Here is a 25703-nt window from a genome sequence, read left to right on the forward strand (position 1 = left end):
CCGATGAACGACCCGCACGAGGTCAGCAGTCGCCTGGACGCCGTGGACTACCTCGTGGACGACGGCCTGGCGATGGCGATGTTCCTGGCCATCCGGCTCGGCAAGCCGCTGCTGCTCGAGGGCGAACCCGGCGTCGGCAAGACCGCGGCGGCCAAGGCCCTGTCGCTCGCGCTCGGCACCCCGCTGATCCGGCTGCAGTGCTACGAGGGGCTGACCGCGGGCGAGGCGCTCTACGAGTGGAACTACCAGCGGCAACTGCTCGCGATCCGGCTGGCCGAAACCCGGCACGAGAAGCTCACCGACGCCGACCTGTTCACGGCCGAGTTCCTGCAGGAGCGTCCCATTCTTCGCGCCGTACGCCACCAGGGCCCCGTCCCGCCCGTGCTGCTGATCGACGAGATCGACCGCGCCGACGACGAGTTCGAGGCCCTGCTGTTCGAATTCCTCGGCGAGGCCGCGATCACCGTCCCGGAGTTGGGCACGTTCACCGCCCTGCGACCGCCCGTCGTGGTCCTCACCTCGAACCGCAGCCGCGACCTGCACGACGCCCTGCGCCGCCGCTGCCTCTACCACTGGATCGAGTTCCCGGCCCCGGCCCGCGCCGCCGAGATCGTCCGCCGGGCCGTGCCGGGCGCGGCCGAACCGCTGATCCGCAGCGCCACCGAGTTCATCGGCCGGGTCCGCGGGCTCGAACTCGACAAGGCCCCAGGCCTGGCCGAGACCATCGACTGGGTGTCGGCCCTGTCCGCCCTGGGCGTCGCCGACCTCACCGACGCCGCCGTCGTCAGCACGCTCGGCGCGATCGCGAAAACCCCCGACGACCGGACCGCCGTGGCCCTCGTCGTCCCCGAGGAGGCCTCATGAAGATCACCAACGAGTTCACGGTGCACACCCCGATCGACCGCGCCTGGCATGTGCTGACCGACCTCGAGGGCGTCGCCCCCTGCCTGCCCGGCGCCCAGCTGACCGGTGTGGACGGCGACGTCTACCGGGGCAAGGTGAAGGTCAAGGTCGGCCCGGTCATCTCCGACTTCGCCGGCACCGCCCAGTTCACCGCCAAGGACGACACCGCCTACCGGGCGGTGATCGACGCCAAGGGCCGCGACGCCCGGGCCGGAGGCAACGCCTCGGCGGTGGTGACCGCCTCGCTGCGCCCGGCCGGGGAGAGCACGGTCGTCAGCGTCGACACCGACCTGAAGATCAGCGGGAAGCTGGCCCAGTTCGGCAGCGGCATGATCAAGGAGATCTCGAACAAGCTGCTGGCCCAGTTCGTGGCCAACCTGGAGGCCAAGCTGGCCGCCGACAACACCGGCCCGGTCGCCGCGGCCGGCTCCGGCGTCGCGGCCGACTCTGGCGTCGCGGCCGGTGCTCCGGCCGGTGCTGCGCTGTTGCCCGCGGCCTCCGATGCGCCGTCGACAGCGGCCGGTGCCTCGTCGGTGCCCGCGACACTCGATGTGCCTTCGCCCGCGGCCACCGAGACTGCCGCCGACACGGCCGCGGTGCTCGCGCCCGGTGTGCCCGCCGCGGCTCCGAGCGCCGACGCGCCCAGCCCGGCCAACCTCACCGCCAACCTGATCCCGGCCGAGCCCGGCGCGGCCGAGCCCGCCACCCCCGCCGTCGCCGGAAGCGAGCCCCTCGCGGCCTCGGTCACCGACAACACGGCCGACGCCGTCGTGGCCCCGCCCGCGACCAGCACCCCTCCCGCGCCGACCACCACTCCCGAGGCCGCCGCCTCCGCCGCCAACGGCGCCCCCGCCTCCGCCGCCAACGGCGCCCCCGCCTCCTCCGCCGCCACCAACGGCGCCTCCACCTCATTCGCCGCGGCCGTCGACAGCTCGCCCTCTCCGGCCTTCCCGGTCAACGGCTCGGCCGCCCCGTCGCCATCCAAAACCGCGCCCACCAAACCGGCTCCCGCCGCGACCACCGGCTCGGGACCGTCCGCGGCCGTCTCTCGCCCGACCCCGTTCGGGTCCGTTTCCCACCCGGCCCCGTCCGCCGCGGCCCCCGCCGCCGAACCCGAGCCGCTCGACCTGCTCGCCATCGCCGGCAGCTCCGTCTACAAGCGGGCCATCCCGGCCGCCGTCGGCGTAGCCGTGGTCGTCGGCCTCATCGTGTGGTTCGTTGCCCGGGGCTGACCTTCCCGCCGGCGCGGCGCGCGGCCCTGGCCCGGGCCGCCCGCCGTCCACCCGGCCGGTGCTGCTGCGGGGCACCGACCGGGCCGGGCTGGCCGTCGCCCTGACCGACCGCCTGCGCCGCGCGGGCGTGCCCACCGGCCTGACCGAGACCGGCGACTTCGTCCACGCACTCGAGGTGTGCCCGCCCCTGACCCTCGGCACGCTCTATTGGACGGCCCGCACGTCCCTGGTCCGCCGCCGCACCGACCTCGCCGCCTTCGACGAGGTGTTCGCGGCCGTGTTCGCCGACGCCCCGCCGCTGCCATTGCTCCGCCAGGCCGTCACCCCGGCCGCCCGCCGCGACGACGACGTGCAGGTGCCCGTGCCCACCGGCTCCGACGACACCACCGACGGTGGCGGCCTCCCCTGGGCGACGCTGCCCCCAATCGTGGCCGCGGCCGACCCCGCCGACGCCGGCCTGAGCGTTCCCGACCGCCGCCCCAGCGCCCTGGCCGCCCTGGCCGAGCTCCCCTTCGCCGACCTCGACCCGGCCCAGACCGCGTTGCTCGGCGAGGCACTGCGGGCCACCCTCACCCGCTGGCCCACCCGCCGCACCCGGCGCCACAAACCCGACCCGTCCGGCCGCCGCATCGCCTTACGCGCCACCATCACCCGCGCGCGCCGCACTGCTTGGGAGCCGGCCCACCTCGTACGGGAAAAGCCTGTGCGCCGCCCCCGCAGGGTCGTGCTGCTCTGCGACGTCAGCGAGTCGATGCGCGCCCAGGCCGTCGCCTACCTGCACCTGATGCGCGCGTTCACGCTGGTCGCCGAGGCCGAGGTCTTCGCGTTCGCCACCACGCTGACCCGCCTGACCCCGGCCCTGCGCCACACCGACGCGGCCGAGGCCCTGACCCGCGCGGGCGCCCTGGTGACCGACCGCTTCGGCGGCACGAAGATCGCCACCAGCATCGCCGCCCTGCTCGCTTCGCACCACGGCAACAGCTTGCGCGGCGCCCTGGTGATCGTCGCCTCCGACGGCTGGGACAGCGACCCGCCCGAGGCAATGACCACCGCCATGGCCCGCCTGAGCCGCCGGGCCCACCGAGTCCTCTGGCTCAACCCGCGGGCGAGCGCCCCCGGCTTCGCCCCCCGGGTGGCCGGCATGGCCGCTGCCCTCCCATACTGCGACCGCCTGCTCCCCGCCGCCACCTTCCACGACCTGATGAACGCGACCCATCTGTTGCAGAGCCTCAGTTCCCGGGCCTGATCGATGTGGCCGACCTGGCAGAATCCCAGCCTGGCCGCTCGGTTTCGCCGCCCATCAGCGCCGCCCAGCTCCCGGGCGTGATGGATGCGGCCGGCGTACTGCAGAATCTCAGCTCCAGAGCGTGACGTGCACCGACGGGCGGAAGTGGCCGACCTTGGCGCCGGTGCCGCGCATCATGGCCTGGATCGCCCGCGGGCTGGAGGCGAAGCGGGACAGCTCAGCAGCCGCCGACGGGCCGCCCTGGTCGGTCAGGGTGAGCGCATGCCAGCTGGCTTCGAGCTGGGCGTGCGGGCCGGGCAGCTGCACCAGCAGGCCGTTGCGGACGTCGGGCGCGACGGCGAACGACAGCGCCGGGGTCACGCCGTGGCCGCGTTTCGCCTCTTCGAGGGCGGCGGCGTTGCTCTGGTAGATCTGCTGGTTGCCCTCGGGCACACCCAGGCGGCGCATCAGTTCGGGGACCGCGCCCACCTGCGCCGCGGCGGACGGTCCGAGCAGCCACTTCTGGTCGCGCAACTGGGCGGCCGACGGGCGCAGGTGGACGATCGGGTGCTCGGGGCCGGCCACCACCACGATGCGGTAGTTCATGACGGGCCGCGACGCGAACGCCGGCTCGAGCACGGCGGGATGCGGGCCGATGGCGATGTCGATTGTGCGGGTCTGCAGCAGAGTCTCGAACGAGCGGGGATCGCGGACGCTCAGTTCCAGGTCGAGATCGTCGGCGCGGCCGGCGAACAGTTCGATCAGGCCGGGCGCGGCATGCTCGGCGAACAGGCTGGACGCGCCCACCCGCAGCAGGCGGCGCCCGCGACCGGCCGCGCTCACCTCGAGAACCGTGATGTCCTGCAGGCCGAGCAGTTCGGTGGCCCGGCTGGCCAGCCGCAGACCGCCGGGGGTGAAGGCCAGCCCCGCCGCCGTCCGGGAGAACAGCTGATCGCCCAGCTCACGGCGCAACTGCCCGATGTGGAGCGACACCGCCGACTCGGAGACCGACAGGTGCGCGGCGGCCAGCTTGACCGACCCCAGCCGGACGACGGCCGAGTAGGCGCGCAACTGTGTCGGCGTCATCACCGGCGCTCACCGACCCGAGCCATAGACCGCGCCTCCAAGCCGATTCCGAGTTGTTCTCGCAATCTATCGCGCCGGCCCGGCCCTGAGCGGCCCCGCGCAGCCGATGATCGACCGGTGGCGAGCCGCCGCAGCAGTCGCCGAATCCGAGCCGCGTCGACAAACAGCGCAATGTCGTACTTGCCCGTCCGGACGGCTGTCTCAGTGCCCGAGCAGGCGGTGCAGGGCGGCGCGGGCGGGTGGGGCCCAGCTCGGCTTGCCGCCCGGCAGGCCGCGGACGCCCGCGTTGCCTATCAGCAGGCCGCTCAGCACGCGGGCCATCGCCCAGCCGCGGGCCCGCCGTACGGTGGCGGCGTCGACGGCCGGGCGGTAGGCGGCGAGGAAGGGCTCGGCGTCCGGCAGCAGCAGCCACGCGGCGGACAGGTCGTAGGCCGGGTCGCCCGCGCAGAGGTCACCGAAGTCGATCACTCCGCTCAGGACGCCGCCGGTGGTGAGGACGTTGGCCGGGTGCAGGTCGGCGTGCAGCCAGAGCGGCGGGCCGGTCCACGGGGGTGCGGTGACCGCGTCGTGCCAGACGGCGCGGACGGCGTCCGGATCGTCGATCAGGCCGAGCGAGGCCGCGGAGTCCACTCCCCGGTCGAAGGATTCCGCCCGCTCGGCCAGCGGACCGCCGCGATCCCGGCCCGGGGGCGCGCCGGCCGCAGCGGGCTGGTGCAGAGCCGTCAGGAAGTCGGCCAGCAAGCCGGCTCCACGCGCGATGGGAGCCTGGTCGGCTGGGGTGCCCGGAACCCAGGTAGTGATGATCCACGGCCGCGGGAACCGCGCGGAGGGTTCCCCGAACCGTTGCGGCACGGGGATCGGCAGCGGCAGGCGCGGGGCCAGTTCGGGCACCCACGTGTATTCGTTGCGCAGCAGCTCGTCGGCCGGGTCGGTGTGCCAGGCGATCCGCACGGCCAGGTCGTCGCCGAGCCGCCACAGCTGGTTGTCCCAGCCGCGCGCGCCCAGCTTCACCGGGTGGTCGGCGAGGTCGGGGTGCTGGTCGCGTACGAGATCGCGGACCAGCTCGGCGGTGATGTCGATGTGATCAACCCTAGAACCCTGGCGCCAGAGAGGGCTGACATCTAACATTTCAGTTCAAGGAGAGCCGGGAGGGGCCGCAGACGTGGAACGGGTGGAACGCAGGCTGCTGCGCGAGACGGCGTACGAGTCGATCCGTGACGCCGTCGTGCGCGGCGACCTCGCGCCCGGGGCCGTGGTGAACAGCGCCGAACTGGCCGACCGGCTCGGGCTCTCCCGCGCCCCGGTCCGCGACGCCCTGGCCCGCCTGGCCAACGAGGGACTGGTCGAGACCAAGCCGCAGAGCTACACCCGGGTCACCGAGGTGCTGCCGCGCGAGGTCCGTGACGCCGCCGCGGTCGTCCGGGCCATGCACGAGCTGGCCGCCGGCCTCACCGTGGCCGAGCTGACCGCCGAGGACCTGACCGCGATGCGCGCCGCCAACCATCGCTTCGAAAAAGCCGGTCGGGCCGGTGACATCGACGCCGCCATGGCCGCCGACGACGAGCTGCACGGGGTGCTCGTGCGGGCCAGTGGCAACCGCGCGCTCGCGGCCACGATCGAGCGCTACACCCCGCTGATCCGCCGGCTCGAGCGCCTGCAGTTCGCGCGGAGCCAGGCCCGCCGTTCGGTCGAGCGGCACGACGACCTGATCGCCGCCTGCGCCGCCGGCGATGTCCTGGAAGCCACCCGCCTCACGTCGCTGATCTGGCGCTCGTTGGAAGAGAGATCCGCATGATCGAGTTCGACCGTTACCCGCTGCTGTTCGGACCCTCCCCGGTGCACCGGCTCGACCGGCTCACGGCCCACCTGGGCGGCGCCGCCGTCTGGGCCAAGCGGGAGGACTGCAACAGCGGCATCGCGTACGGGGGAAACAAGACGCGCAAGCTCGAATATCTTGTCGCCGACGCGATCGCCCAGGGCTGCGACACGCTCGTCTCGATCGGCGGCGTGCAGTCCAACCACACCCGGCAGGTCGCCGCCGTCGCCGCGCGGGCCGGGCTCAAGTGCGTGCTCGTGCAGGAGAGCTGGGTCGACTGGCCCGACCCGGTCTACGACAAGGTCGGCAACATCCTGATCAGCCGGCTGGCCGGGGCCGAGGTGCGGCTGGTGCGCTCCGAGTTCGGCATCGGCTTCAAGGAGAGCTGGGAGCAGGCGCTGCGCGACATCGAGGCTTCCGGCGGCAAGCCGTACGCGATCCCGGCCGGCGCCTCCGATCACAAGCTCGGCGGTCTCGGCTTCGCCAATTGGGCGTACGAGGTGCAGGCGCAGGAGGAGCAGCTCGGCGTCTTCTTCGACACTGTCATCGTCTGCTCGGTCACCGGCAGCACCCAGGCCGGCATGATCGCCGGGTTCGCCGCCATCCAGGACGCGGGCGGCCGCCCCCGTCGGGTGCTCGGCATCGACGCGTCGGCCAAACCGGCCGAGACCCGCGAGCAGGTGGCCCGGATCGCCCGCAACACGGCGTCGCTGATCGGGCTCGGGCGCGACCTGACCGAGGACGAGATCCTGCTCGACGAGCGCTACCACGCCGGCGTCTACGGCATCCCCGACGAGACCACGCTCGAGGCGATGCGGGTCGCCGCCCGTACGGAGGGAATGGTCACCGACCCGGTCTACGAGGGCAAGTCGATGGCCGCGCTGATCGACCTGGTCACGCGCAAGGAGATCCCCGCCGAGGCCACGGTCCTGTACGCCCACCTCGGCGGCCAGCCCGCCCTGAACGGCTACAGCGCGCTGTTCTCCTGACGCAGAACCTCTTGGAGCCAGCGGTACGAGTCTCTCGGCGTACGGGAAAGGGTCTCGAAATCGACGTGGACCAGCCCGAACCGTTGTGAATAGCCCTCGGCCCACTCGAAGTTGTCGAGCAGGGACCAGACGAAGTAGCCGCGCACGTCGACCCCGGCGGTGATCGCGTCGTGCAGGGCCTGCAGGTGGGCGCCGAGGTAATCGATGCGGAACTGGTCGGCGGTGCCCTCGGTCGTGGAGCAGCCGTTTTCGGTGATGTAGATCGGGGGCAGCGCGTCGCCGTACGTGTCGCGCAGCCCGGTCAGCAGCTCGGTCAGCCCGGACGGCACCACGGGCCAGCCGAACGCCGTCGTCGGCACACCCTCGATCGGCCGCAGCTCGAACGGCAGCGGCGACTCGCCGGTGGGCGCGCCGGCCAGCGTCGGGTTGTAGTAGTTGATGCCCAGCGCGTCGATCGGCGTCCGGATGACGTCAAGATCGCCATCGTGCACGACGTCGCCGAGCGCGGCGCCGAGAAAATCGGGATACGAGCCCAGCAGTACGGGGTCGTTGAAGAGCCGGTTGTGGAAGGCGTCGTACACGGCGGCGGCGGGGGAGTCGTCGGCCGCGCGGACGGGCGTGCAGTTGTTGGTCAGCATGATTTCGGTCGCGCCCGCGGCCCGCAACGCCTGCACGGCGAGGCCATGACCGAGCAGCTGGTGATGCGCGACCGGGAGGGCTTCGAGCATCAACGTGCGCCCAGGGGCGTGGGTCCCGTACGCGTAACCCTGCGCCATGTGCACGACCGGCTCATTCAGCGTGATCCACCGGCGTACGCGATCGCCCAGACGGGCCGCCACGTGCCCGGCGTAGTCGGCCAGCCGCGACGACGTGTCCCGCGACAGCCAGCCACCCTGATCCTCCAGCGCCTGCGGCAGGTCCCAGTGGAACAGCGTGGGCAGCGGCACGATGCCCTTCTCGAGCAACGCGTCGACGAGCCGGTCGTAGAAGTCGAGGCCGGCCCGGTTCGGTTCGCCCGCCCCGGTCGGCTGCACCCGGGGCCAGGCGATCGAGAACCGGTACGCCCCCACGCCGAGATCGCTCAGCAGTTCCACGTCGGCGGCGAAGCGGTGATAGTGGTCGCACGCGACATCCCCGGTGTCCCCGCCGAGCGTCCGGCCCGGCGTGTGCGCGAACGTGTCCCAGATGGACGGACCGCGCCCGTCCTCGCGCACGGCCCCCTCGATCTGGTAGGACGCCGTGGAGCAGCCGAACAAGAACCCGTCAGGAAAGCGCGGCACCATGACCCGACCCTAACTTGAGTTTTAACCGGTGCGGCGGGGCCGCGGCGTGGTTGAGGTCTTCTTTTTCGTTGCGCTGTGCGGTTGGTTTGTCCTGGTGGCGATGTGGACGTCGTGGCGGGTGGCTGGTCGGCTGTTGCGGCGTCCGGGTGGTCGGCCGGGTCCTGGTCGGGAGGGTTTCGGTGCACTGGCAGGAGTGCCGGTCTGAGCGTGCAGGTGCCGAAATGCTCGCCGGACGCGGGCCGGGGTGAGCCGTTGCGGCTGCGCGGGGCGTTCCCAGGGCCGCCGCAGGTCCGCGACCAGCGTTCGAGCGAGTCTGAGCTGGGTGTAGGCCGCCAGCAGCAGCATGGTCCATCGGTCGGCGGCGGCCGGGTCGCGGAGTTTCGGGCTGGTCCAGCCCAACGTTTGCTTGAGCATGCGGAAGGTGTGCTCGATGTCGAAACGGCGCAGGAAGCTTTGCCAGAGCAGGTCGACGGTGGTGGCGTCGGCGTCCGGGATCGAGGACCACAGCCAGACCGGTTTCGCGGCGGCGCCCGACGGCAGCCGGTCCACGCGCAGCAGGATGACGGTGCCCTCGATGACCGGTAGGACACCGGCGTGGCCGATCCAGGCGGTGCGATGGGTCAGTCTCGGGTGCAGGCGTTGCCAGGCCAGTACTGTCGCGGTGCCGTAGAGCCGGGTCACGGTGGTGATGCTGGTGTCCGGGGTGCCCCAGCTGGTGGGGTCACCGAAGATGAACTCCCCGCCGTGGCGTTTCGTGCGGCCCTTCGTGCCGGGCTCACGCGGCGGTGCCGGGCGGCGCAAGACCCGGTCCGAACGCATCCGGACCAGGACTTTCACCGGTAGGTCGGCGAGTAGCAGAGCCAGCCGGGGACCGTCGTAGCCGGCGTCGGCGACGATCCACATGTCCGGGTCGCTGGGCTGCCACTGCCCGGCGGTGATCAGGCGTTGCACGACATCGCGTAACTGGTCGGCGGTGACCGTGGCGGCGTCGTCACCGGGCTGCAGCCGGCGGGCGTCCAGAGGTGCGGTCCACGAATGGCGTCCCGATTCCAGCGCGACCACGACTGAGTAGGGCCAGCCCGGGACCCCGATATGGGTGTCCTTGGTCCGGCCGTAGGTGTGACACAGCACCCGCTGCGGGCTGGTGTGTGCTTCCGGGCGCAGCCAGCACGTCACGTCCACCGCGAGCACGATCCTGCCGTCCGCGGCCCGTGGCACCGGCACCGCAGCCAGGGCGGTCCGCAACCGGTCGACGTCGATGCGGCCGCGGTTCAGCCCGGCATACAGCGCGCCGTGACCCCGGCGATGCTGGCCGGCCAGCGACAGTTCCGCCAGCGAACGCACCGCCGTGTCTGCGCACAACACGGCGTCCACCAGCTCGAACAACGCGTCCGCGCGAGCGGTTAGACAGCGATGGAACTCAGCCCGGAACCCGGCCAGACGCCCGAGAGCACCAGCTTGGTCTACGTCAGGCACACTGATCATCAGACAGCCCTTGATTCGGTTCTCTTCCCTAGACAAGAAGATCATCGATCAAGGGCTGTCCCCGTGATCAGCCAGGGTCGATACCACCCAGCCGCACGTTAAAACTCAAGCTAAGGCGTGTTTCATAACTGGACCAGGCCTGCGCCGGGGCCCAGATTTCGTCTGCGCGCGGCCCGCGAAAGGCCGGTTACAACACCGGTAGCCTGCCTTCCGCGGGCCACACGCAGACGAAATCTGGACCTCGCCGCAGGCCTACCCCAGTAATGGAACACGCCTTAGTGATGATCGAGCGCCGCGGCCAGGTCGGCGCCGTCGAGCCGGGACAGCACCATCTCGCGGAAACGCGGGCACTCCTGGTAATTCTCGTGCCGGCAGCGCAACCCGTGTTCCAGCAACGTGCGCGACAACGTGAGGCGCGCGATGCGTTTCTCGACCTCGGCGAGCTGGCCGCGCAGCACAGCATGGCGGTGTTCGCGGTCGGGCGCGGCCACCAGCTCGCGCAGATCCGGCAGGCCGAAGCCGGCTTCCTTGCCGAGCAGGATCTCGGCCACCCGGATCTCGTCGGCGGCCGAATACACGCGGCGGCCGTTGCCCGTGCGCACGGGCGACAGCAGGCCCTCGTCCTCCCAGTGGCGCAACACGTGCGTGGCCAGGCCGAAGCGCTCCGCCAGTTCGCCGATCGTGTACTCCATCGGTCCTCCTTGACTTCAGGTCGACCTTAAGTCGCAGACTCGCCGGCATGGGCTACCTGGATTCCGAAACCCTGATCAAGGCACTCGACACCGCCGAGCTGACTCCCGACGCCGTCAGTCTGCGACAGCACACGTACGCGGCCCTGCGGCACTCGCCCGGCCAAGCCGTCGTGGACGTCGGCTGCGGCACCGGCCGGGCCGTGTCCGAGCTCGGCGGCAACGCCGTCGGCGTGGACTCCAACCCGGCGATGCTGGACGCCGCCCGCGCCCGCTTCCCCGGCATCGACGTCCGGGAAGCCGATGCGACCGCCCTGCCACTCGACGATGCCTCCGTACGGGGCTATCGCGCCGACAAGGTGTATCACGTGCTGCCCGACCCGGTGGCGGCGCTGGCCGAGGCCCGCCGCGTGCTCGCTCCCGGTGGCCGGATCGTGCTGGTCGGGCAGGACTGGGACACCATCGCCATCGACTCCGGCCTCCCTGACGTGACCCGCCGGATCGTCCACGCCCGGGCCGACACGATCGAGCACCCCCGGATCGCCCGCGCATACCGCAATCTGCTGCTCGACCACGGCTTCCGCGACGTCGAGCTCACCGTTCACACGGCCGTCTTCACCGACCCCGGCGCGCGGCAGTTGCTCGTCGGGCACGCTGAAGCCGCGCGCGAGGCCGGCGCCATCACCGTGGCCGAGGCCGACGCCTGGCTGGCCGATCAGGACCACCGCGCCGCAACCGGCCGCCTGCTGATCGCCATGCCGATGTTCCTGGCCTGCGCTACTCATTGACCCGCCGCGCGATCCGCCCGCCGTACAGGAACCGGCCGTCCTCGAGGAACGTGAGCGTGGAATGGAAGCCGTCGTCGGGCTCGGTCGTGATCCAGGTGTCCCCGGTCAGCGGCACGTACCGCCGGGTCGACGGTTCCTCCATCTCGGCCACCACACCCAGCGGCGTGGCCGTGATCTCGAGGCCGCCCGCCGGGTGGGGCCGCACGTCGTACCGGCCCAGCGGATATTCGAAGCGGCCCTCGACCGGGGCGCCTCGGACGATCGCCGGCGGCGGCACCGGACGGCCCGGGACAGTGACGCCGATCAGCTCGCGCACCACCCCGTCGAGCACGTCGTCGATCAGCCCCGGGGCGTTGCCGCCGTTGGCGTTGATCGCGATCACCAGCGAATGTGACGGCACGACCCGCCACAGCGTCGACTGGCCGACCGTGCCGCCGTCGTGGCCGAACGCCGCCGTGCCCGCCCAGTCGAAGATCTCGGTGCCCAGCGCACGCCGCCCGTCGCCGCGCTCGGAGACGCCCGGCAGCGTGAGGCACGGCGTCGTCATGGCCTCGATCGACTTCTTCGAAAGCAGCTCGCCGTGGAGGAACATCCGGCCGAACCGGACCAGGTCACGCGGCGCGGCGCACGGTGTCGACCCGGCCGGCCCCATCGCCCGCGTCATCACCCACGGCCGCACCACTTCGCCCGACCGCAGATGCCCGGCCGAGGCCCGGAACAGCACCGCCTCCTCCGGCAGCAGCGCCATGTGCCGGGCGCCCAGGGGGTCGATCAGCCGTTCGCGCAGCACCGACTCCCATGTGCCGCCGCGCAGCCGGGCCACCATCGCGCCGAGCACGGCGAAGCCCGCGTTGCAGTACGAGAAGTAGCGGCCGGGCGGCGCGATCTGTTCTGCGTGACCGCCCAGATAGTGCAGGTAGCGGTCGAGGGCGTCGTCACCGCGGCCGGTGTCCTCGAACAGGTCGCCGTCGAAGCCTCCCGTGTGCAGCAGCAGTTGGCGGACCGTCACCCGCTCGGAGACCGCCGGGTCGGCGACGGCGAAGCCGGGAAGATAGCGCCGGACCGGCTCGTCCAGGTCGACCAGGCCGTCGTCAACCAGTTGCATGACCAGCGCGGTCGTCCATACCTTGGTGACCGAGCCGATCTGGAAGACGCTGTCGGGGGTGGCCTCGACACCGGTGTCGCGGTTGACCACCCCGGTCGCGGCCTCGAGCAGCTGGTCGCCGTGACCGACCGCGACCGCCGCGCCGGGAACGTGGTGCCGGGCCGCCGCTTCTTCGAGAAGTTCGTCCACAAAGCTCATGAGCCTGCGACCATACGCTGCGGGCCGATCGCGGACGGCCAACCCGGAACGGCGGTGTAGATGACCTTTGCTCTGTCCATGCCGCCCATCGTGCCTCCGCCGCTGTGGCCCAACCAGGTCATGTCATTACCTGGATGTCGCCGGGCGACCGGGCCAGAGTCGTCGGCATGACAAATCCGCTCATCGGCAAGATCGCGTTCGTCAGCGGCGTCGCCGCCATCCGGGCCACCTGCGGCAGCGGCGCGACCGTCAACAGCTCCGGCGTCGGCAGCCTGACGGGCAAACCGGAAGTGCGGAGCCCCGTGCCTGGAAACAGCCGCGCCCGGCAGTCCCCGCCAGGACCACCGGGCGCGCCCCCGATAAGAAGTGAGGCTCAGTTATTTGGTGCCGCCCGACGAGAGCGGGCCGGGCGCCGCGGCGGTCTTGCCGCCGTCCGGCTTGATCGCGAACCACTTGCCGTTGAGTCCCTGGCCGTTGATGTCGCCCGGCTTGGCGTCGGCGACGAAGTAGTAGACCGGCCAGCCGTTGATCGTGACCTGACAGGTGCCGTCGGCGCGCTCGACATAGCCCAGGATCTTGGGGTCGATCCCGTCCGGGAAGATCTTGCCGGGGCTCTTGATCAGCAGGGGCGGCCAGGCCGTGGCGCAGTCGCCGTTACAGACCGACTTGGGCGGCTTGTTGGAGTCGTTGTCGAAGCGGTAGAGCGTGCGGCCCGCGCCGTCGGAGACGTACGTGCCGATCTGCGCGTTCTCGGTGGCGTTGAGCTCGACCGTCTTGCTGCCGCTGGTGCGCGACTTCGGCGGGGTGATGTCCTTCTGCGACGGTCCGCTGAAGATCTTGACCCACTTCTGCGTCTTCGCGACGGTCGGAGAGGCCGCGGGCTCGGGAGCGGCGTCTGCGTCGTCAGCGTCGGCGTTGCCGGCGTCGGCGGCCGGCTCGGTCACGGCCGGGTCCGGGTCGGTGGTCGCCGGCAGTTCCTCGGCCGAGGGCGGCGCCTCGATGCCGGCCAGATCGGGCAGCTCACCGGGGCCCTGCGGGTTCGGCGGAGCCTGGCTGGCCTGCACCGCCACCGGCACCTGCCCGGCGGACTCGGTGGCGCCCTGGCTCCCGCAAGCTGTCAGGCTCGCCAGGCCGGTGGCCAGAATCGCCGCGACGTAGATATTCCTCATGACCGTCTCCCGTCTCAGATCTTCCAGGCCTGCCCTCCACACGACGGCTCCCGCCGGCCGGTTCACCGGGATGTGCCACTTTCCGAAAATCTTGATCCGGGTGGCCGACCCGCTACGTACTTCGAGTAGCCGCAGCACAGTACTTTCATCGATGTCGTTCCGTTCTCGTAACGCGAGGCGTGCACGTGAAAGTGCCGCGGGGAGAGAAAAGGATGCCGTCGAGCAGACAAAGACCGCACCGGGAGGTGGCCGATGAAGCCCTGGTCAGATCGTTGTTTCAGGAACACGGACGGGCCATGCTCGCGTACGCCACGCAGCTGACCCGAGATCGCGCCGCCGCCGAGGACGTGGTCCAGGAGGCGCTGGTGCGCGCCTGGCGGCACCCCGACAGCCTCAACAACGGCAAGGGCTCCGTACGGGGATGGCTGCTCACGGTTTGCCGCAACATCGTGCTGGATCAGATCCGCGCGCGGAACCGGCGCCCGCCCGAGGTCGCCGAGAGCCCGCCCGACGCCGCTGTCGAACAGGACCACTCCGACCGCGTGGTCACCTCGATGGTCGTGGTCGACGCGCTCAGCCGGCTCTCCGCCGAGCATCGTGAAGTGCTCGAACAGGTCTATCTCAAAGGCAACACCGTCGCCGAGGCCGCGGAAGTGCTCGGCATCCCGCCCGGGACGGTCAAATCCCGATCCTTCTATGCGTTGCGGGCCTTGCGCGAGGCCGGCACGGAACGGTTGGCATCATGAGCACGCCGGAGAGCGCGAACAACACGGCGAACGAGCACGTCGACATGGCCGGCTACCTGCTGGAGATGCTCTCCGACGAGGAGAAGGCCCAGGCCGAGGCCCACCTGGCGGGCTGCGCCGAGTGCCGGGCCGAGCGCGACTCGCTGAAACAGTGGTCCGACCAGCTCGGCGGGGTGCCCGAGGAGATGCTTCTCGACGGCCCGCCCGACGACGCCGACCTGCTGCTGCAGCGCACGCTGCGTCAGGTGCGCCGCGAGTCGTCCGGCCGGCGTTACAAGCGGGTCGCCACGCTCACCTCGATCGCCGCCGCCGTGGCCGCGATCGCCGTCGTGGGCGGGGTGCTGGTCGGCCGGGGAACAGCCCCGTCAGCCGAGCCGCTTGCCCAGCCGACGGCGACCCTGTCGGTGCCCGCGGGCGCCCGGGTCGGGTCGGCCACCGAGCCGTCCACCGGGTCGCGCATGGAGGTCGCAGTCACGCCGGCCGCCGGATGGGTCCGGGTGTCGGCCACGGTCGGGGGCATTCCGGCCGGCGAGAAATGCGTGATCGAGGTGGTGGGCCGGGACGGTTCCACGGCGGTCGCGGGCAGCTGGCTCGTGTCACCGGCCGGGGAGGCGGGCGGCACGACGCTCAACGGCAGCGCGCTGATCGATCCGGTGCAGGTCGAGGCCGTACGCGTGGTCAACACCGCGGGAAAGACGTTCGTCACCGTGCCGGTCTAGAAGTTGACCGCCAGGGCCTCGGCCAGGGCGTCCTGCGCGTGGAAGACGTCGACCTCGTTGTGCTGCAGCGGGCCGCCCGGTTCGGTGAGCCGCGCGGCCTCGGCGCCACCGGCGTAGAACGGCGCGAAGCCCATGTCGCGGATCAGCGTCGACGCGGCCTGACGGGCGTCCCGGTGATCACTGCAGACGAACTCGGCCAGCAGCGGATCATGCCCGCGGCGCCGGTTGAGCGTGGCCGCGGGCAGCGTGTTGAAGGCCTTAGCCCAGTGCGCTTTCGGCGCCATCTGCACAAGCTGCTCAAAGCCGCTGGTCGCGCCGACCGGCCCGGTCGGATTCGTGGCATCAATAATGATCTTGCCGTCGAGCGTCGTTCCGGCCAACTCGGTCGCCTCGTAGGCCGACTCCCAGTTGGGCGAGAACAGCACCACGTCGGCAAACTCGGCCGTCTGCGCGATCGGCAGCGCCGTGCCATGCCCGAAAAGATGGTCGACCACGCCCGCCAGCCGCTCCGGATGCCGCGAAGTGACAGCCACGTCGTGCCCGCTCTCCGCGCACCATTCGGCCAGCGTCGCACCGAGCTGTCCAGCCCCGATCACCCCGATGTGCATGCCCCCCAGGGTGCCCGAGCTGACACCCTTTCGAGTGGCAAATACTGATTTTCCCGTACGCCTCGTCGGCCCGGACAACCGCACCACTCCTGAACCCGCCTGCTCCGCGGCCCAGCCGACACTCCCGGCCGCAGCGCGCGACCGGGATGTTCCCGCGTCCCCCGGCACGACGCGTTCACGTGCCGGGGAGCGTCGGGTGCTGTCGGGTGTCGCTAAGCGTTGCCGGGATGTTCCGGCGTCCTCCGGCACGAGGCGTTCGTGTGGCGGGGAACGTCAGGTGCTGCCGGGTGTCGCTGGGCGTGGCCGGGACGTTCCGGCGTCCCCCCGGCACGAGGCGTTCGTGTGGCGGGGAGCGTCGGGTGCTGTCGGGTGTCGCTGGGCGTTGCCGGCGTCCCCCCGGCGCGAGGCGTTTGTGTGGCGGGGAGCGTCGGGTGCTGTCGGGTGTCGCTGGGCGTTGCCGGGATGTCCCGGCGTCCCCGGCACGACGGGTTCGCGTGCCGGGGAACGTCAGGTGCCGTCGGGTGCGGCCGGGCGCGGCCGGGAGTTGTCGGGTGCCGTCGGGCCCCGCTGCGCGCCGTCGGGTGCTGTCGGTCCCCGTCGGGCGCTGTTGGAACCGGTGGGTGCTGTTGGGAGCGTCGGGTGCTGTCGGGTCAGAGGAGGCGGCGGATGCCTACTCCGGCGTTGACCACCGCGGGCACGGCCGCCGTGGGGTCGAGGCGGGTGCGCAGGGTGGGCGTCCAGCCGGCGTCCGGGATCAGGTCGGGGTCGTACGCGGCGTTGTAGGCGGCTACCAGATCAACCGGCGCGGCCGGGCGATGTGACGTCTGCACCAGCGTGCCGACAGCCGTGATCCGTGTGCCCTTCCAATAGGCGATCACCTCGGCCGGCGGCACGTCGGCGGCCAGGCGGAAGTAGTTGTTCTCGGCGTAGATGCTCGATTCGACCCCCACGCCCAGCGAGTAGCCGTATTCCTCGTCCGTCGCCAGGTAGAGGTTGTTGAACACGTCGACCTGGCCGAAGCGTACGCGGGGAGCTCTCTGAATCACGTTGCCGAACCGGTTGTGATGGACGGTGACGCGCAGCTTGCCGACGTCGACGCCGGGCGTGTCGGTCGAGCCGATCAGCATCGTCTTGTCGTGGTCGTAGTAGTCGTTCCACGAGACCGTGATCAGGTCGGAGCCGCGGATGAAGTCGGTCGCCCCGTCGTGCACCTGGTAGGGCCGGCCGAAATAGAGCGGCTGGTCCTGATCATGGTTGTTGCCGTCGCTGAACGTGTTGTGATCGAGCCACACGTTGGTCGCGCCGCTGAGCGACACCAGATCGTAGAGCGAGTTCCAGTTGCCGGCCGAGCCGTCGGTCGGATCCCAGGCCGGGAAGCAGTCCGCGGCGTCGGTGACTTCCAGATTCCGTACGATCACGTTGCTCACATTGGTCAGCACGAGGCTGCCATGCTCGAGCCGCCCACCGTTGACGCCCAAAATCGTCGTATTGCTGCCCACATTGACGCGAATCTGGTCCGACTGCCGCTTGGCCGAACGAACCCGAGCTTCCTCGAGCACCCCCGACGGCTTGGCCGCCCGCCCCCACACCGCCGGGTCATAGGCGGCGAGGAAGGCATCGAGCGAGTACGCCGGATCCGCGAAGTCGCCGCACGACAGCACGTTCCCGGCATCATCCCGGCTCAGGTCGATCCGCCCGCTGACGAGAACAATCTTCGGCGTCGCGTTCTGTCCGTTCGTGAGCGCATTGCCGCCCAGAGCCTCAATGAGCTCCGCGCGATTGCGCACCACAAACACGTGCGCGTCATCCGCCGCCGACCCGCCGCTCGTCCCTGCCCCCGCCGCGGCCCAGCCGTCATCAGGCGCGATGCCCTGCCGGGCCAGAGCGAGCGCGGCCGGACTGGCACCAGCCTGCCCGGCGACAGTCGTGCGACCGGCAACCGGTTGACCCGCAACCGGCGGCGCAGCCAGCGTAAACAGCAACGCGGCAACGACTCCGGCCGCAGAAGCGATGGGCATAACAGTTCCTCTCAAGCGGCAGCGAAAAGCCGCATCCACATGCAGGAAAGCGCTTGCCGCCACGGTCACACGCAGCTCGACCGCCGTCAATAACTCCAACAACGCAGGAATTTTGCAGTCCCACCGCTCCGCGCCCGCTCCCGCAGATGCCCACCGCAACACCCCACCGGCCCCCGGCGCGGAGGTACGCCCACGGTTGAGTCGGTGGTTCCCGCCGGCTCCTGCATGGACGCCCGCTCAGCATCGAGTGGCGGTTCGCGCAGTCGTCTGCGCGAACGCGCATCAACGCTCAGTCGTGCTGCTCCGCGATTCCTGCGCAAGGCGCGCAGCACCAGATGGCACTTCACGCGGTCTTCTGCGCGAACGCGCGTCAACGCTCAGTCGTGCTTGTCGCCGGTATCCTGCGCAAACCCGCTTCTACTCCGACCGAGCTTTCAGCGTCTCCACAGTTAACGCGCTCGACGCTGAGCCGGGCCTCCTGTGGTCTTGCGCGAACGCGCAGGAACGTCCAGTCGGCCCGCGACTGGTTTCTGCGCGAATGTGCTGAACGCCGAGTTGGGCTCTCCGCGGTCTTCTGTACGAACGCGTAATCAACCGCCGACCCGGTTCACGGTGGCGCCCTGTACGAACGCGCTCAGCGGGGCCTCTCGTGGATCTCCTACGCGGGCGGAGGGGGCTGGTCGGCGCGGAAGTCAGGGACGGCGATCGGGTGACCAGTTGTCGGCGCCGCGCAGGAAGGCGGGGACGGTCTGCGCGGCGGCTTCGGCCGGTGTGAGTTGCGGGCGGTCGGGGGAGATCAGGGCGCCGCGGCCGTGGTTGCGGTACTCGGCGAAGCGGGCCTCGCGCCAGGGCCACGTGCCGAAGTCGCTCCATGCGGTTGCTCCGATGTGCGCGTCGATGCGCGAATCGCGGATGATTGTCTGGCCGATGGCGTTCGGGTCCTGGCTGGGGTGCCACGGACGTCCGAGGAAGACGCTCGCTTCCGGTGCGTCGGACGTGAACGCGCATCGGGCGAACAGGAAACCGTGCGCGTTTGTGATGTCGGTGCTCGGCGCGGTCACGTACCCGCGGGGGGTCGAGTCGCGGTCGAGCGAGTGGATGCGGCAGCGGTCGAAGACGGCCGTGGCCCGCCCGAAGATGAAGTCGACGTCGCCCTCGACGTAGCAGTCGCGGAAGTATGCGCGAGCGATCGTCGTTGCTGCGGGACTGTTCGCGTACAACGTGTCCTGGTTGCCGAGGAACCGTACGCGGGTGAAGGCGACCCGATCGGCGCGCGTCAGCACGGCGACCGCCTGCCGGTTGGTGATCTCGGGGTGGGCCGCCTCATCGAACAGGTTAGCGAACGTCAAGTTGTGCGCCCGGAAACCCGCCCCGTCCACGGTGACCGACGCACTGCCCGTCGTGCCCCACGTGCCGCCGGCCGGATTGGGCGTCCCGTTGGCGCGGTCATCGGCGATCACCACATCGGAGGTCCGCCGTCCGAGTCCGACGATCGTGACGAGCGGGCGATCGGACGGGATGACAACCCTTCCCGCGTACGTCCCCGGCCGCACCCCGATCACGAAGGGCGTCGCGTTGCCCGCCGGCACGGCATCAACGGCCGCCTGAATGCCGGCAAAGTCCCCGCTACCGTCCGCGGCCACTACGACCCGTACGGGGATGCCGAGCTGCCCGGCACCCCCGGCCTCCGCCGTCCCTGACCCTGCCGCGTGCCATGCCGTTCCCGTCGAGGCGGAGGCGGCGCGCCCACCGAACATCGAGGCCGCCGTGATGACCCCCGTCGAGACGCCAAGAAACGTCCGTCTGCGCATGCCGCACTTCCCGTCCGGTCGATCAAGCAAAATGCCTGAGGTAAGCCCTTTCCTGATGGACCATAGGAGTGTCCATAGGCGTAGGTCAATAGAACGGCCCAAGCCTGCAAACCGCCTGCGAACCGCCGCCTCGTTGTCCCTGCAAGCCCCTCATGATCTGCAAACGCCGAGCCGAAAAGCTCGCACGACCCGATCCCGAGCGGTGGCGGCAAACTCGGTGGCAGGCGGCGGACTGGGCGGCGTGCGGGAGTGTTGTGGAGGCCTGCGGCTTGGCGGTGCACCGGGGGGAGCGAGACACCGGGCTGCCCGCCCGAGGATCACTGACTGCCCGTGAGAGGTACTCGTCGAGGCTCGACAAAGATGTGACCCTCGACGGGGTGATCAACGCGGTTCGCCGAAGGAAGGAGATCGGGTCGCCCGTGGCGGAACCGGCCCGGGCGATGCGCTCAGGGCGGCGCTGCGTCGCACGATCGAATGACTCGAAGTCGAAGTCGAAGTCGAAGTCGGACTCGGACTCGGACTCGGACTCGGACTCGGACTCGGACTCGGACTCGGACTCGGACTCGGACTCGGACTCGGACTCGGACTCGGACTCGGACTCGAACTCGAACTCGGACTCGGACTCGAACTCGAACTCGAACTCGAACTCCGGCTCGGGCTCCGGCTTGAACTTACGACGTCCCGTTCGGCGTGGATCGGCGTAGGCGACGGTCGGTCAGCGGGAGTCCCCCTGGGCGTGGATGCAGCCAGGCCCAGGAGTGCGGTGTGGATCGATGGTCCGGTGGCGTGCGCGTTCTCGTCGGCGGCGGGCCGGCCACGGGGCGCAGCGCATGGATCGACCGTTCGATGGCGTGCACGTCTTCGTCGGTGACGCGCGGAACGGTCCCGGGCGGCGTCGAATCAGTGGGACTGGGAGACCGGCCACGTGCTTTCGCGGCGGATCAATTCTGCGGCGATCTTTTCGACCCGGGGTGGGGCGTCGGGGGGCGGCGGGTTCAGGGCCAGTTCCATCGCTCGCTCGCCCAGCCGGGCCAGGGGCAGGCGGATCGAGGTCAGGGCGGGTGTGACGTCGCGGGCTATGGGCATGTCGTCGAAGCCGATCACGCTCAGGAAACGGCCCGCGGCTCGCATGGCGGCCAGGGCGCCGACGGCCATCGAGTCGTTGAGGGCGGCGATCGCCGTCACCGAGGGCGCATCGGCCAGCAAGGCTGTGGTGGCGGCCTCGCCTCCGTCGCGGGTGAAGTCGGAGTGGATGACGTGCAGTTTCTTGTTGTGGGCGGCGGCTGCTCTTTCCAGGCCGGCCAGGCGGTCGGCCGTGGTGGTCAGGACGGCGGGGCCGGCGATGACGCCGATGGCGGTGTGGCCCAGTTCGAAGAGGTGGGACGCGGCCAGGTAGCCGCCCTCCTCGTTGGCGGGCAGCACGGCGTCGGAGCTGTGGTGGTGGCGGCCGATCACGGCGATGCGGCCGCCGGTGGCCTCGAAGGCGCGCATGCGTTCGTCGAGTTCGGTCTCGGCGTCGGAGGACAGGTAGCCCGAGCCGGCGACCACGATGGCCGCGACCTGGTGGGCGTGCAGGAGGTCGATGTATTCCAGTTCGCGTTCGGGCTCGCGGAACGTGTTGCAGATGATGACCAGGCGGCCGCCGGCCGTGGCGACGCGTTGCAGGCCTCGGGTGATCTCGGCGAAGTACGGGTCGGAGACGTCGTGGACCAGCACGCCGACGGCGTTGCGGTTGGAGCGGGCCAGCATCTGGGCGTGCGCGTTCGGCACGTAGCGCAGCTCGGCCACCGCGGCCAGCACGCGGGTGCGCAGCTCGTCGGTCACCGGCTTGGAACTGCCGTTGATGATGCGCGAGGCGGTCGCCGTCGACACCCCGGCGCGGCGCGCCACGTCCGCCAAGGTCGCCACGCCAACCCCCACACGAAGATATCTGCCGACCGGAGGATACCGCCGACGGTCTTGCCCGTCCGGCACCACGCCCCGTACGGTATCAGGAAAGCGCTTACCTAAGCGGTTTGCGAGCGAAGCGGAGGCTGGAAAGAGCATGGACCGCACCCCACTCGGCATTGTCCTCAACGGCGTCACCGGCCGGATGGGCCTGCGTCAGCATCTGATCCGCTCGATTCTCGCCATCCGCGAGGACGGCGGCCTCCCGCTGCGCGACGGCACCGTCCTCTGGCCCGAACCCGTGCTCGTCGGCCGCAGCGAGGCCAAGCTGCGCGCGCTGGCCGAGCAGCACGGGCTCACCGACTGGACCACCGACCTCGACGGCGCCCTGGCCCGGCCCGACGTGCAGATCTACTTCGACGCGCAGGTCACCTCGGCCCGGGTCAAGGCGCTGCGGGCCGCGATCGAGGCCGGCAAGCACGTCTACACCGAGAAGCCGGTCGCCGAAAGCCTGACCGAAGCGGTCGACCTGGCCCGGGAAGCGGACGCGGCCGGCATCAAGCACGGCGTGGTGCAGGACAAGCTCTATCTGCCGGGCCTGCAGAAGCTGCTCCGGCTGGTGCGCGGCGGCTTCTTCGGGCGCATCCTCTCCGTACGGGGGGAATTCGGCTATTGGGTTTTCGAAGGTGACTGGCAGTCCGCGCAGCGTCCGTCGTGGAACTACCGGACGGCCGACGGCGGCGGCATCACGCTCGACATGTTCCCGCACTGGCACTACGTCCTGGAGCAGATCTTCGGCCCCGTACGGTCGGTGACCGCTCGCTCGGTCACGCACATCGACCGGCGCTGGGACGAGTCGGGCGAGCCCTACGCGGCCACCGCCGACGACGCCGTCTACGGCCTGTTCGAGCTGGACGGCGGCATCATGGCCCAGATCAACAGCTCGTGGGCCGTACGGGTCAATCGCGACGAACTGGTGGAGTTCCAGGTCGACGGCACGCACGGCAGCGCGGTGGCCGGACTGCACCACTGCCGGGTCCAGCCGCGCGCCGCCACCCCCAAGCCGGTCTGGGACCCGGACGTGCCGACCGCGCAGCGCTTCCGCGATCAGTGGCAGCAGGTTCCCGACAACGAGGTCTTCGTCAACGGTTTCCGGGCCCAGTGGGAGCAGTTCCTGCGGTACGTGGCCGAGGACGGGCCCTACACCGGTGACCTGTGGGCGGGCGCCCGCGGCGTGCAGGTGGCCGAGCTCGGGCTGCAGTCGTCGCTCGAGGGCCGCCGCCTGGAGATTCCGGAGCTGGGCCGATGAGGTTCAGCGGCCGCGGCAGCGAATACACGCCCGGCGAGCCGTTCACGAGCCGCATCGCGTACGCCGCCGCGCCCGTCACGGCCGACCCCGGCGGCGAGAACATCCCCGGCGCCCCGGCCGCGCTCGACTGGGACACCACGCTGCGTTTCCGGCACCACCTGTGGTCGTACGGCTTCGGGGTGGCCGAGGCCATGGACACCGCCCAGCGCGGCGCGGGGCTGGACTATCCGGCCACCCGCGAGCTGATCCGCCGCAGTGCCGCCGAGGCCCGGTCGGTCGGCGGCGCGATCGTGGCCGGCGTCGGCACCGACCAGCTGCCGCCCGGCCCGGCGACCCTCGACGAGATCACCAAGGCCTATCTGGAACAGCTTCACGACGTACGGGACGCCGGGGCGACGCCCGTGCTGATGTGCAGCCGGCACCTGGCCGCGGCCGCGCGCGACGCCGACGACTTCAAACGCGTCTACGGCGAGCTGCTGTCGCAATCGGACAAGCCCGTTCTGCTGCACTGGCTGGGGGAGGCGTTCGACCCCGCGCTGGCCGGGTACTGGGGCAACCGCGAGGCCGTCCTCGAGATCATCGGCGAGCACCGGGACCGGATCGCCGGCATCAAGCTGTCGCTGCTCGACGCCGACTACGAGATCGAGATGCGGCGCCGGCTGCCCGCGGGCGTGCGGATGTACACCGGCGACGACTTCAACTATCCGTCGCTGATCCTCGGTGACGACCAGGGTCACTCCGAGGCGCTGCTCGGGGTGCTCGCGGTCATCGCGCCGCCGGCCGCCAGCGCTTTCCGGGCGCTCGACGCGGGCGACACCGGGACGTACTCGCGCATTCTCGAGCCGACCCTGCCCCTCGCGCGGCACCTGTTCGCCGCGCCGACCTACCACTACAAGACCGGCATCGTGTTCCTGAACTGGCTGGCCGGCCATCAGGACCACCTCACGATGGTCAACGGCGCGCAGTCCGGACGCTCGCCGCGGCACCTGCTCACGCTGATGCAGCTGGCCGACGAGGCGGGTCTGCTGCCCGACGCCGAGCTGGCCGCGCACCGGGCCGGCGCCTGGCTGACGACCGTGGGACTGGACCGATGAGGGGCTTCTCGCTCAACCAGGCCACCACCAAACGCTGGCCGCTCGACGAACTCGTGCCCGGCTGCGTGGCGGCGGGCGTGCAGGCGGTCGGCCTGTGGCGTGAGGAAGTCACCGACTTCGGCACCGACAAGGCCGCTTCCCTCGTACGGGATGCCGGGCTGACGGTCTCGTCGCTGTGCCGGGGCGGGTTCTTCCACGAGGCCGGCTGGTACGACGAGAACCGGCGCGCCATCGAGCAGGCCCATCAGCTCGGAACCGACACGCTCGTGCTGGTCAGCGGCGGGCTGCCGGGGTCGAGCCGCGACCTCGACGGTGCTCGCCGGCACGTGGGCGACGCGATCGGCGCGCTGGTGCCGGACGCGCTGGCCGCGGGCGTACGCCTGGCGATCGAGCCGCTGCACCCGATGTTCTGCTCCGACCGCTGCGTGGTGGCCAGCCTCGGCCAGGCCCTGCGGCTGGCGGCGCCCTACCCGGCCGAGGCCGTCGGCGTGGTCATCGACACCTATCACCTGTGGTGGGACGACACCGTGTGGGACGGCATCGCCGAGGCCGGGCGCGAGGGCCGGATAGCCGCGTTCCAGCTCGCCGACTGGATCACGCCGCTGCCCGCCGGTGTCCTGCTGGGCCGGGGACTGCCCGGGACGGGGTCGGTCGACATGCGCCGGTTCGCCCAGGCCGTACGAGAGACCGGCTACGACGGGTACGTCGAGGTCGAGGTGTTCCACGAGGAGGTCTGGTCGCGGCCGGGCGCTTCCGTTCTGGCCGAGGCGATCGCGGGCTACGAGGCGGCCGTCGCGTGAGCTTCCTGCGCGTCGGCGACACGGTCGTTGCCACGTACGTGGTGGATCCTCCGCTCGACATCCGGCTCGCGCCCCGGCCGTACCTGCACCCGGTGCGCACCCTGGGCGGGACCGTGGTCACCGACGAGCTGTGCTTCGACCACCCCTGGCATCTGGGCGCGTCGGTGACGATCGCCGACGTCAACGGCTGGAACTTCTGGGGCGGCCGCACGTTCGTCCGCGACCAGGGTTACACGTGGCTCACCGACCACGGCACGATCCGGCACGACGGCTGGTCGGAGTCCGCACCGGGGAGCCTGTCGGAGAAGCTGCGCTGGTGCGACGGCGACGAACGGACGTTGCTGACCGAGCGGCGGACCATCGAGGCGGCCGCGGCGCCCGGCGGGTGGGAGCTGTCCTTCCGGTACGCCCTGACGACCGCCCCGGGCCTCGAGGTGTCGCTGGGCAGTCCGGCCACCCACGGGCGTACGGGGGAAGCGGGTTATGGCGGTTTCTTCTGGCGCTGCCCGCCGGGCCGGGCGGTGGCCGACCAGCCCCACGGAAGCACGGCCGACTCGGTGACGCTGACCGTGGACGACCGATACGCGCTGACGTTCCGGGGGCTGGCCGTCGAGGACCGCTGGTTCATCCGCACCGGCGAATACATCGGCGTGTGCGCGGCCCTCGCCTGGGAGAAGCCGTTGGTCATCCCGGCCGGCGAAACCCTGTCCCGCCACCTCCGGGTGCTGGTGGCCGATCTGTAG

The 25703-nt window shown here is 71.0% G+C and carries 24 protein-coding genes; 12 read left to right on the forward strand and 12 right to left on the reverse strand.

Annotated features, from left to right (window positions below; genetic code table 11):
• The first annotated feature begins 3 nt into the window (after positions 1-3).
• Genes ACZ3I4_RS22270 through ACZ3I4_RS22280 form a run of 3 tightly spaced genes read left to right on the forward strand, consistent with a single transcriptional unit; the run spans position 4 to position 3381 of the window.
• Positions 4-864: an AAA family ATPase gene (locus ACZ3I4_RS22270; protein ID WP_465383901.1), complete on the forward strand. Its 861-nt coding sequence runs from the start codon at positions 4-6 to the stop codon at positions 862-864.
• The gene (locus ACZ3I4_RS22275; RefSeq protein ID WP_465383902.1) at positions 861-2135 is read left to right on the forward strand and encodes an SRPBCC family protein; all 1275 of its coding nucleotides are present in this window, start codon (positions 861-863) and stop codon (positions 2133-2135) included. Before ACZ3I4_RS22270 ends, ACZ3I4_RS22275 begins: the two co-directional genes overlap by 4 nt.
• The gene (locus ACZ3I4_RS22280; RefSeq protein WP_465383903.1) at positions 2122-3381 is read left to right on the forward strand and encodes a vWA domain-containing protein; all 1260 of its coding nucleotides are present in this window, start codon (positions 2122-2124) and stop codon (positions 3379-3381) included. The genes ACZ3I4_RS22275 and ACZ3I4_RS22280 overlap by 14 nt, the downstream gene beginning before the upstream one ends.
• A gap of 108 nt (positions 3382-3489) precedes the next feature.
• Here the strand turns inward: ACZ3I4_RS22280 and ACZ3I4_RS22285 are convergent, their stop codons facing one another.
• Both ACZ3I4_RS22285 and ACZ3I4_RS22290 read right to left on the reverse strand, forming a co-directional pair.
• Complete coding sequence (locus ACZ3I4_RS22285) at positions 3490-4446, reverse strand: LysR family transcriptional regulator (protein ID WP_465384113.1); 957 nt, start codon at positions 4444-4446, stop codon at positions 3490-3492.
• A gap of 201 nt (positions 4447-4647) precedes the next feature.
• A complete protein-coding gene (locus ACZ3I4_RS22290; protein WP_465383904.1) occupies positions 4648-5574 on the reverse strand; it encodes an aminoglycoside phosphotransferase family protein in 927 nt (308 codons plus the stop codon).
• Positions 5575-5617: 43 nt separating this feature from the next.
• On the opposite strand from ACZ3I4_RS22290, the gene ACZ3I4_RS22295 reads away from it, so the two are divergent.
• Together ACZ3I4_RS22295 and ACZ3I4_RS22300 are read left to right on the forward strand one after the other, a co-directional pair.
• Positions 5618-6241: a GntR family transcriptional regulator gene (locus ACZ3I4_RS22295; protein WP_465383905.1), complete on the forward strand. Its 624-nt coding sequence runs from the start codon at positions 5618-5620 to the stop codon at positions 6239-6241.
• Positions 6238-7251, forward strand: a complete 1014-nt coding sequence (locus ACZ3I4_RS22300) for a 1-aminocyclopropane-1-carboxylate deaminase (protein WP_465383906.1) — start codon at positions 6238-6240, stop codon at positions 7249-7251. The genes ACZ3I4_RS22295 and ACZ3I4_RS22300 overlap by 4 nt, the downstream gene beginning before the upstream one ends.
• Here the strand turns inward: ACZ3I4_RS22300 and ACZ3I4_RS22305 are convergent.
• From ACZ3I4_RS22305 to ACZ3I4_RS22315, 3 genes are all read right to left on the reverse strand, one after another.
• Positions 7230-8534: a GH1 family beta-glucosidase gene (locus ACZ3I4_RS22305; RefSeq protein ID WP_465383907.1), complete on the reverse strand. Its 1305-nt coding sequence runs from the start codon at positions 8532-8534 to the stop codon at positions 7230-7232. The genes ACZ3I4_RS22300 and ACZ3I4_RS22305 overlap by 22 nt on opposite strands.
• A 21-nt stretch (positions 8535-8555) precedes the next feature.
• Positions 8556-10019, reverse strand: a complete 1464-nt coding sequence (locus tag ACZ3I4_RS22310) for an NF041680 family putative transposase (protein WP_465383908.1) — start codon at positions 10017-10019, stop codon at positions 8556-8558.
• A 275-nt stretch (positions 10020-10294) separates the two neighbouring features.
• Entirely contained in the window at positions 10295-10711 is a 417-nt protein-coding gene (locus ACZ3I4_RS22315; RefSeq protein WP_465383909.1) for a MerR family transcriptional regulator, read from the reverse strand.
• 47 nt (positions 10712-10758) lie between these two features.
• Here ACZ3I4_RS22315 and ACZ3I4_RS22320 point away from each other — a divergent pair, with 47 nt between their 5' ends.
• Complete coding sequence (locus tag ACZ3I4_RS22320; protein ID WP_465383910.1) at positions 10759-11496, forward strand: methyltransferase domain-containing protein; 738 nt, start codon at positions 10759-10761, stop codon at positions 11494-11496.
• Here the strand turns inward: ACZ3I4_RS22320 and ACZ3I4_RS22325 are convergent.
• From ACZ3I4_RS22325 to ACZ3I4_RS22335, 3 genes are all read right to left on the reverse strand, one after another.
• Entirely contained in the window at positions 11486-12799 is a 1314-nt protein-coding gene (locus tag ACZ3I4_RS22325; RefSeq protein ID WP_465383911.1) for a serine hydrolase domain-containing protein, read from the reverse strand. The genes ACZ3I4_RS22320 and ACZ3I4_RS22325 overlap by 11 nt on opposite strands.
• Positions 12800-12917: 118 nt before the next feature.
• Entirely contained in the window at positions 12918-13082 is a 165-nt protein-coding gene (locus ACZ3I4_RS22330; protein ID WP_465383912.1) for a hypothetical protein, read from the reverse strand.
• A gap of 94 nt (positions 13083-13176) precedes the next feature.
• Positions 13177-13968, reverse strand: coding sequence for a COG4315 family predicted lipoprotein (locus tag ACZ3I4_RS22335; RefSeq protein ID WP_465383913.1), 792 nt, complete (start codon positions 13966-13968; stop codon positions 13177-13179).
• 212 nt (positions 13969-14180) lie between these two features.
• Here ACZ3I4_RS22335 and ACZ3I4_RS22340 point away from each other — a divergent pair, with 212 nt between their 5' ends.
• The gene (locus ACZ3I4_RS22340) at positions 14181-14714 is read left to right on the forward strand and encodes a sigma-70 family RNA polymerase sigma factor (protein WP_465383914.1); all 534 of its coding nucleotides are present in this window, start codon (positions 14181-14183) and stop codon (positions 14712-14714) included.
• The gene (locus tag ACZ3I4_RS22345; RefSeq protein WP_465383915.1) at positions 14711-15433 is read left to right on the forward strand and encodes an anti-sigma factor family protein; all 723 of its coding nucleotides are present in this window, start codon (positions 14711-14713) and stop codon (positions 15431-15433) included. The genes ACZ3I4_RS22340 and ACZ3I4_RS22345 overlap by 4 nt, the downstream gene beginning before the upstream one ends.
• On the opposite strand, the gene ACZ3I4_RS22350 is transcribed toward ACZ3I4_RS22345, so the two are convergent.
• The 4 genes from ACZ3I4_RS22350 to ACZ3I4_RS22365 form a co-directional block, all read right to left on the reverse strand.
• Positions 15430-16041, reverse strand: coding sequence for an NADPH-dependent F420 reductase (locus tag ACZ3I4_RS22350; protein WP_465383916.1), 612 nt, complete (start codon positions 16039-16041; stop codon positions 15430-15432). The two genes, ACZ3I4_RS22345 and ACZ3I4_RS22350, sit on opposite strands and share 4 nt — an antisense overlap.
• Positions 16042-16691: 650 nt before the next feature.
• The gene (locus tag ACZ3I4_RS22355; protein ID WP_465384114.1) at positions 16692-18059 is read right to left on the reverse strand and encodes a pectate lyase family protein; all 1368 of its coding nucleotides are present in this window, start codon (positions 18057-18059) and stop codon (positions 16692-16694) included.
• A 692-nt stretch (positions 18060-18751) separates the two neighbouring features.
• Positions 18752-19870 carry a pectinesterase family protein gene (locus tag ACZ3I4_RS22360; protein ID WP_465383917.1) on the reverse strand — a complete coding sequence of 373 codons (1119 nt, stop codon included), beginning with the start codon at positions 19868-19870 and terminating at the stop codon, positions 18752-18754.
• Positions 19871-20770: 900 nt separating this feature from the next.
• A complete protein-coding gene (locus tag ACZ3I4_RS22365; RefSeq protein ID WP_465383918.1) occupies positions 20771-21778 on the reverse strand; it encodes a LacI family DNA-binding transcriptional regulator in 1008 nt (335 codons plus the stop codon).
• Between the two features lie 136 nt (positions 21779-21914).
• Between ACZ3I4_RS22365 and ACZ3I4_RS22370 the strand changes: the two genes are divergently transcribed.
• From ACZ3I4_RS22370 to ACZ3I4_RS22385, 4 genes are read left to right on the forward strand one after another with little or no spacing between them, the layout of a single operon-like run.
• A complete protein-coding gene (locus tag ACZ3I4_RS22370; protein ID WP_465383919.1) occupies positions 21915-23066 on the forward strand; it encodes a Gfo/Idh/MocA family protein in 1152 nt (383 codons plus the stop codon).
• A complete protein-coding gene (locus ACZ3I4_RS22375; protein ID WP_465383920.1) occupies positions 23063-24160 on the forward strand; it encodes a dihydrodipicolinate synthase family protein in 1098 nt (365 codons plus the stop codon). The genes ACZ3I4_RS22370 and ACZ3I4_RS22375 overlap by 4 nt, the downstream gene beginning before the upstream one ends.
• Positions 24157-24960, forward strand: a complete 804-nt coding sequence (locus tag ACZ3I4_RS22380) for a sugar phosphate isomerase/epimerase family protein (RefSeq protein ID WP_465383921.1) — start codon at positions 24157-24159, stop codon at positions 24958-24960. The genes ACZ3I4_RS22375 and ACZ3I4_RS22380 overlap by 4 nt, the downstream gene beginning before the upstream one ends.
• Positions 24957-25703: a DUF6807 domain-containing protein gene (locus ACZ3I4_RS22385; protein WP_465383922.1), complete on the forward strand. Its 747-nt coding sequence runs from the start codon at positions 24957-24959 to the stop codon at positions 25701-25703. Before ACZ3I4_RS22380 ends, ACZ3I4_RS22385 begins: the two co-directional genes overlap by 4 nt.

It is taken from the genome of Actinoplanes sp. NPDC021490 (assembly GCF_055562135.1).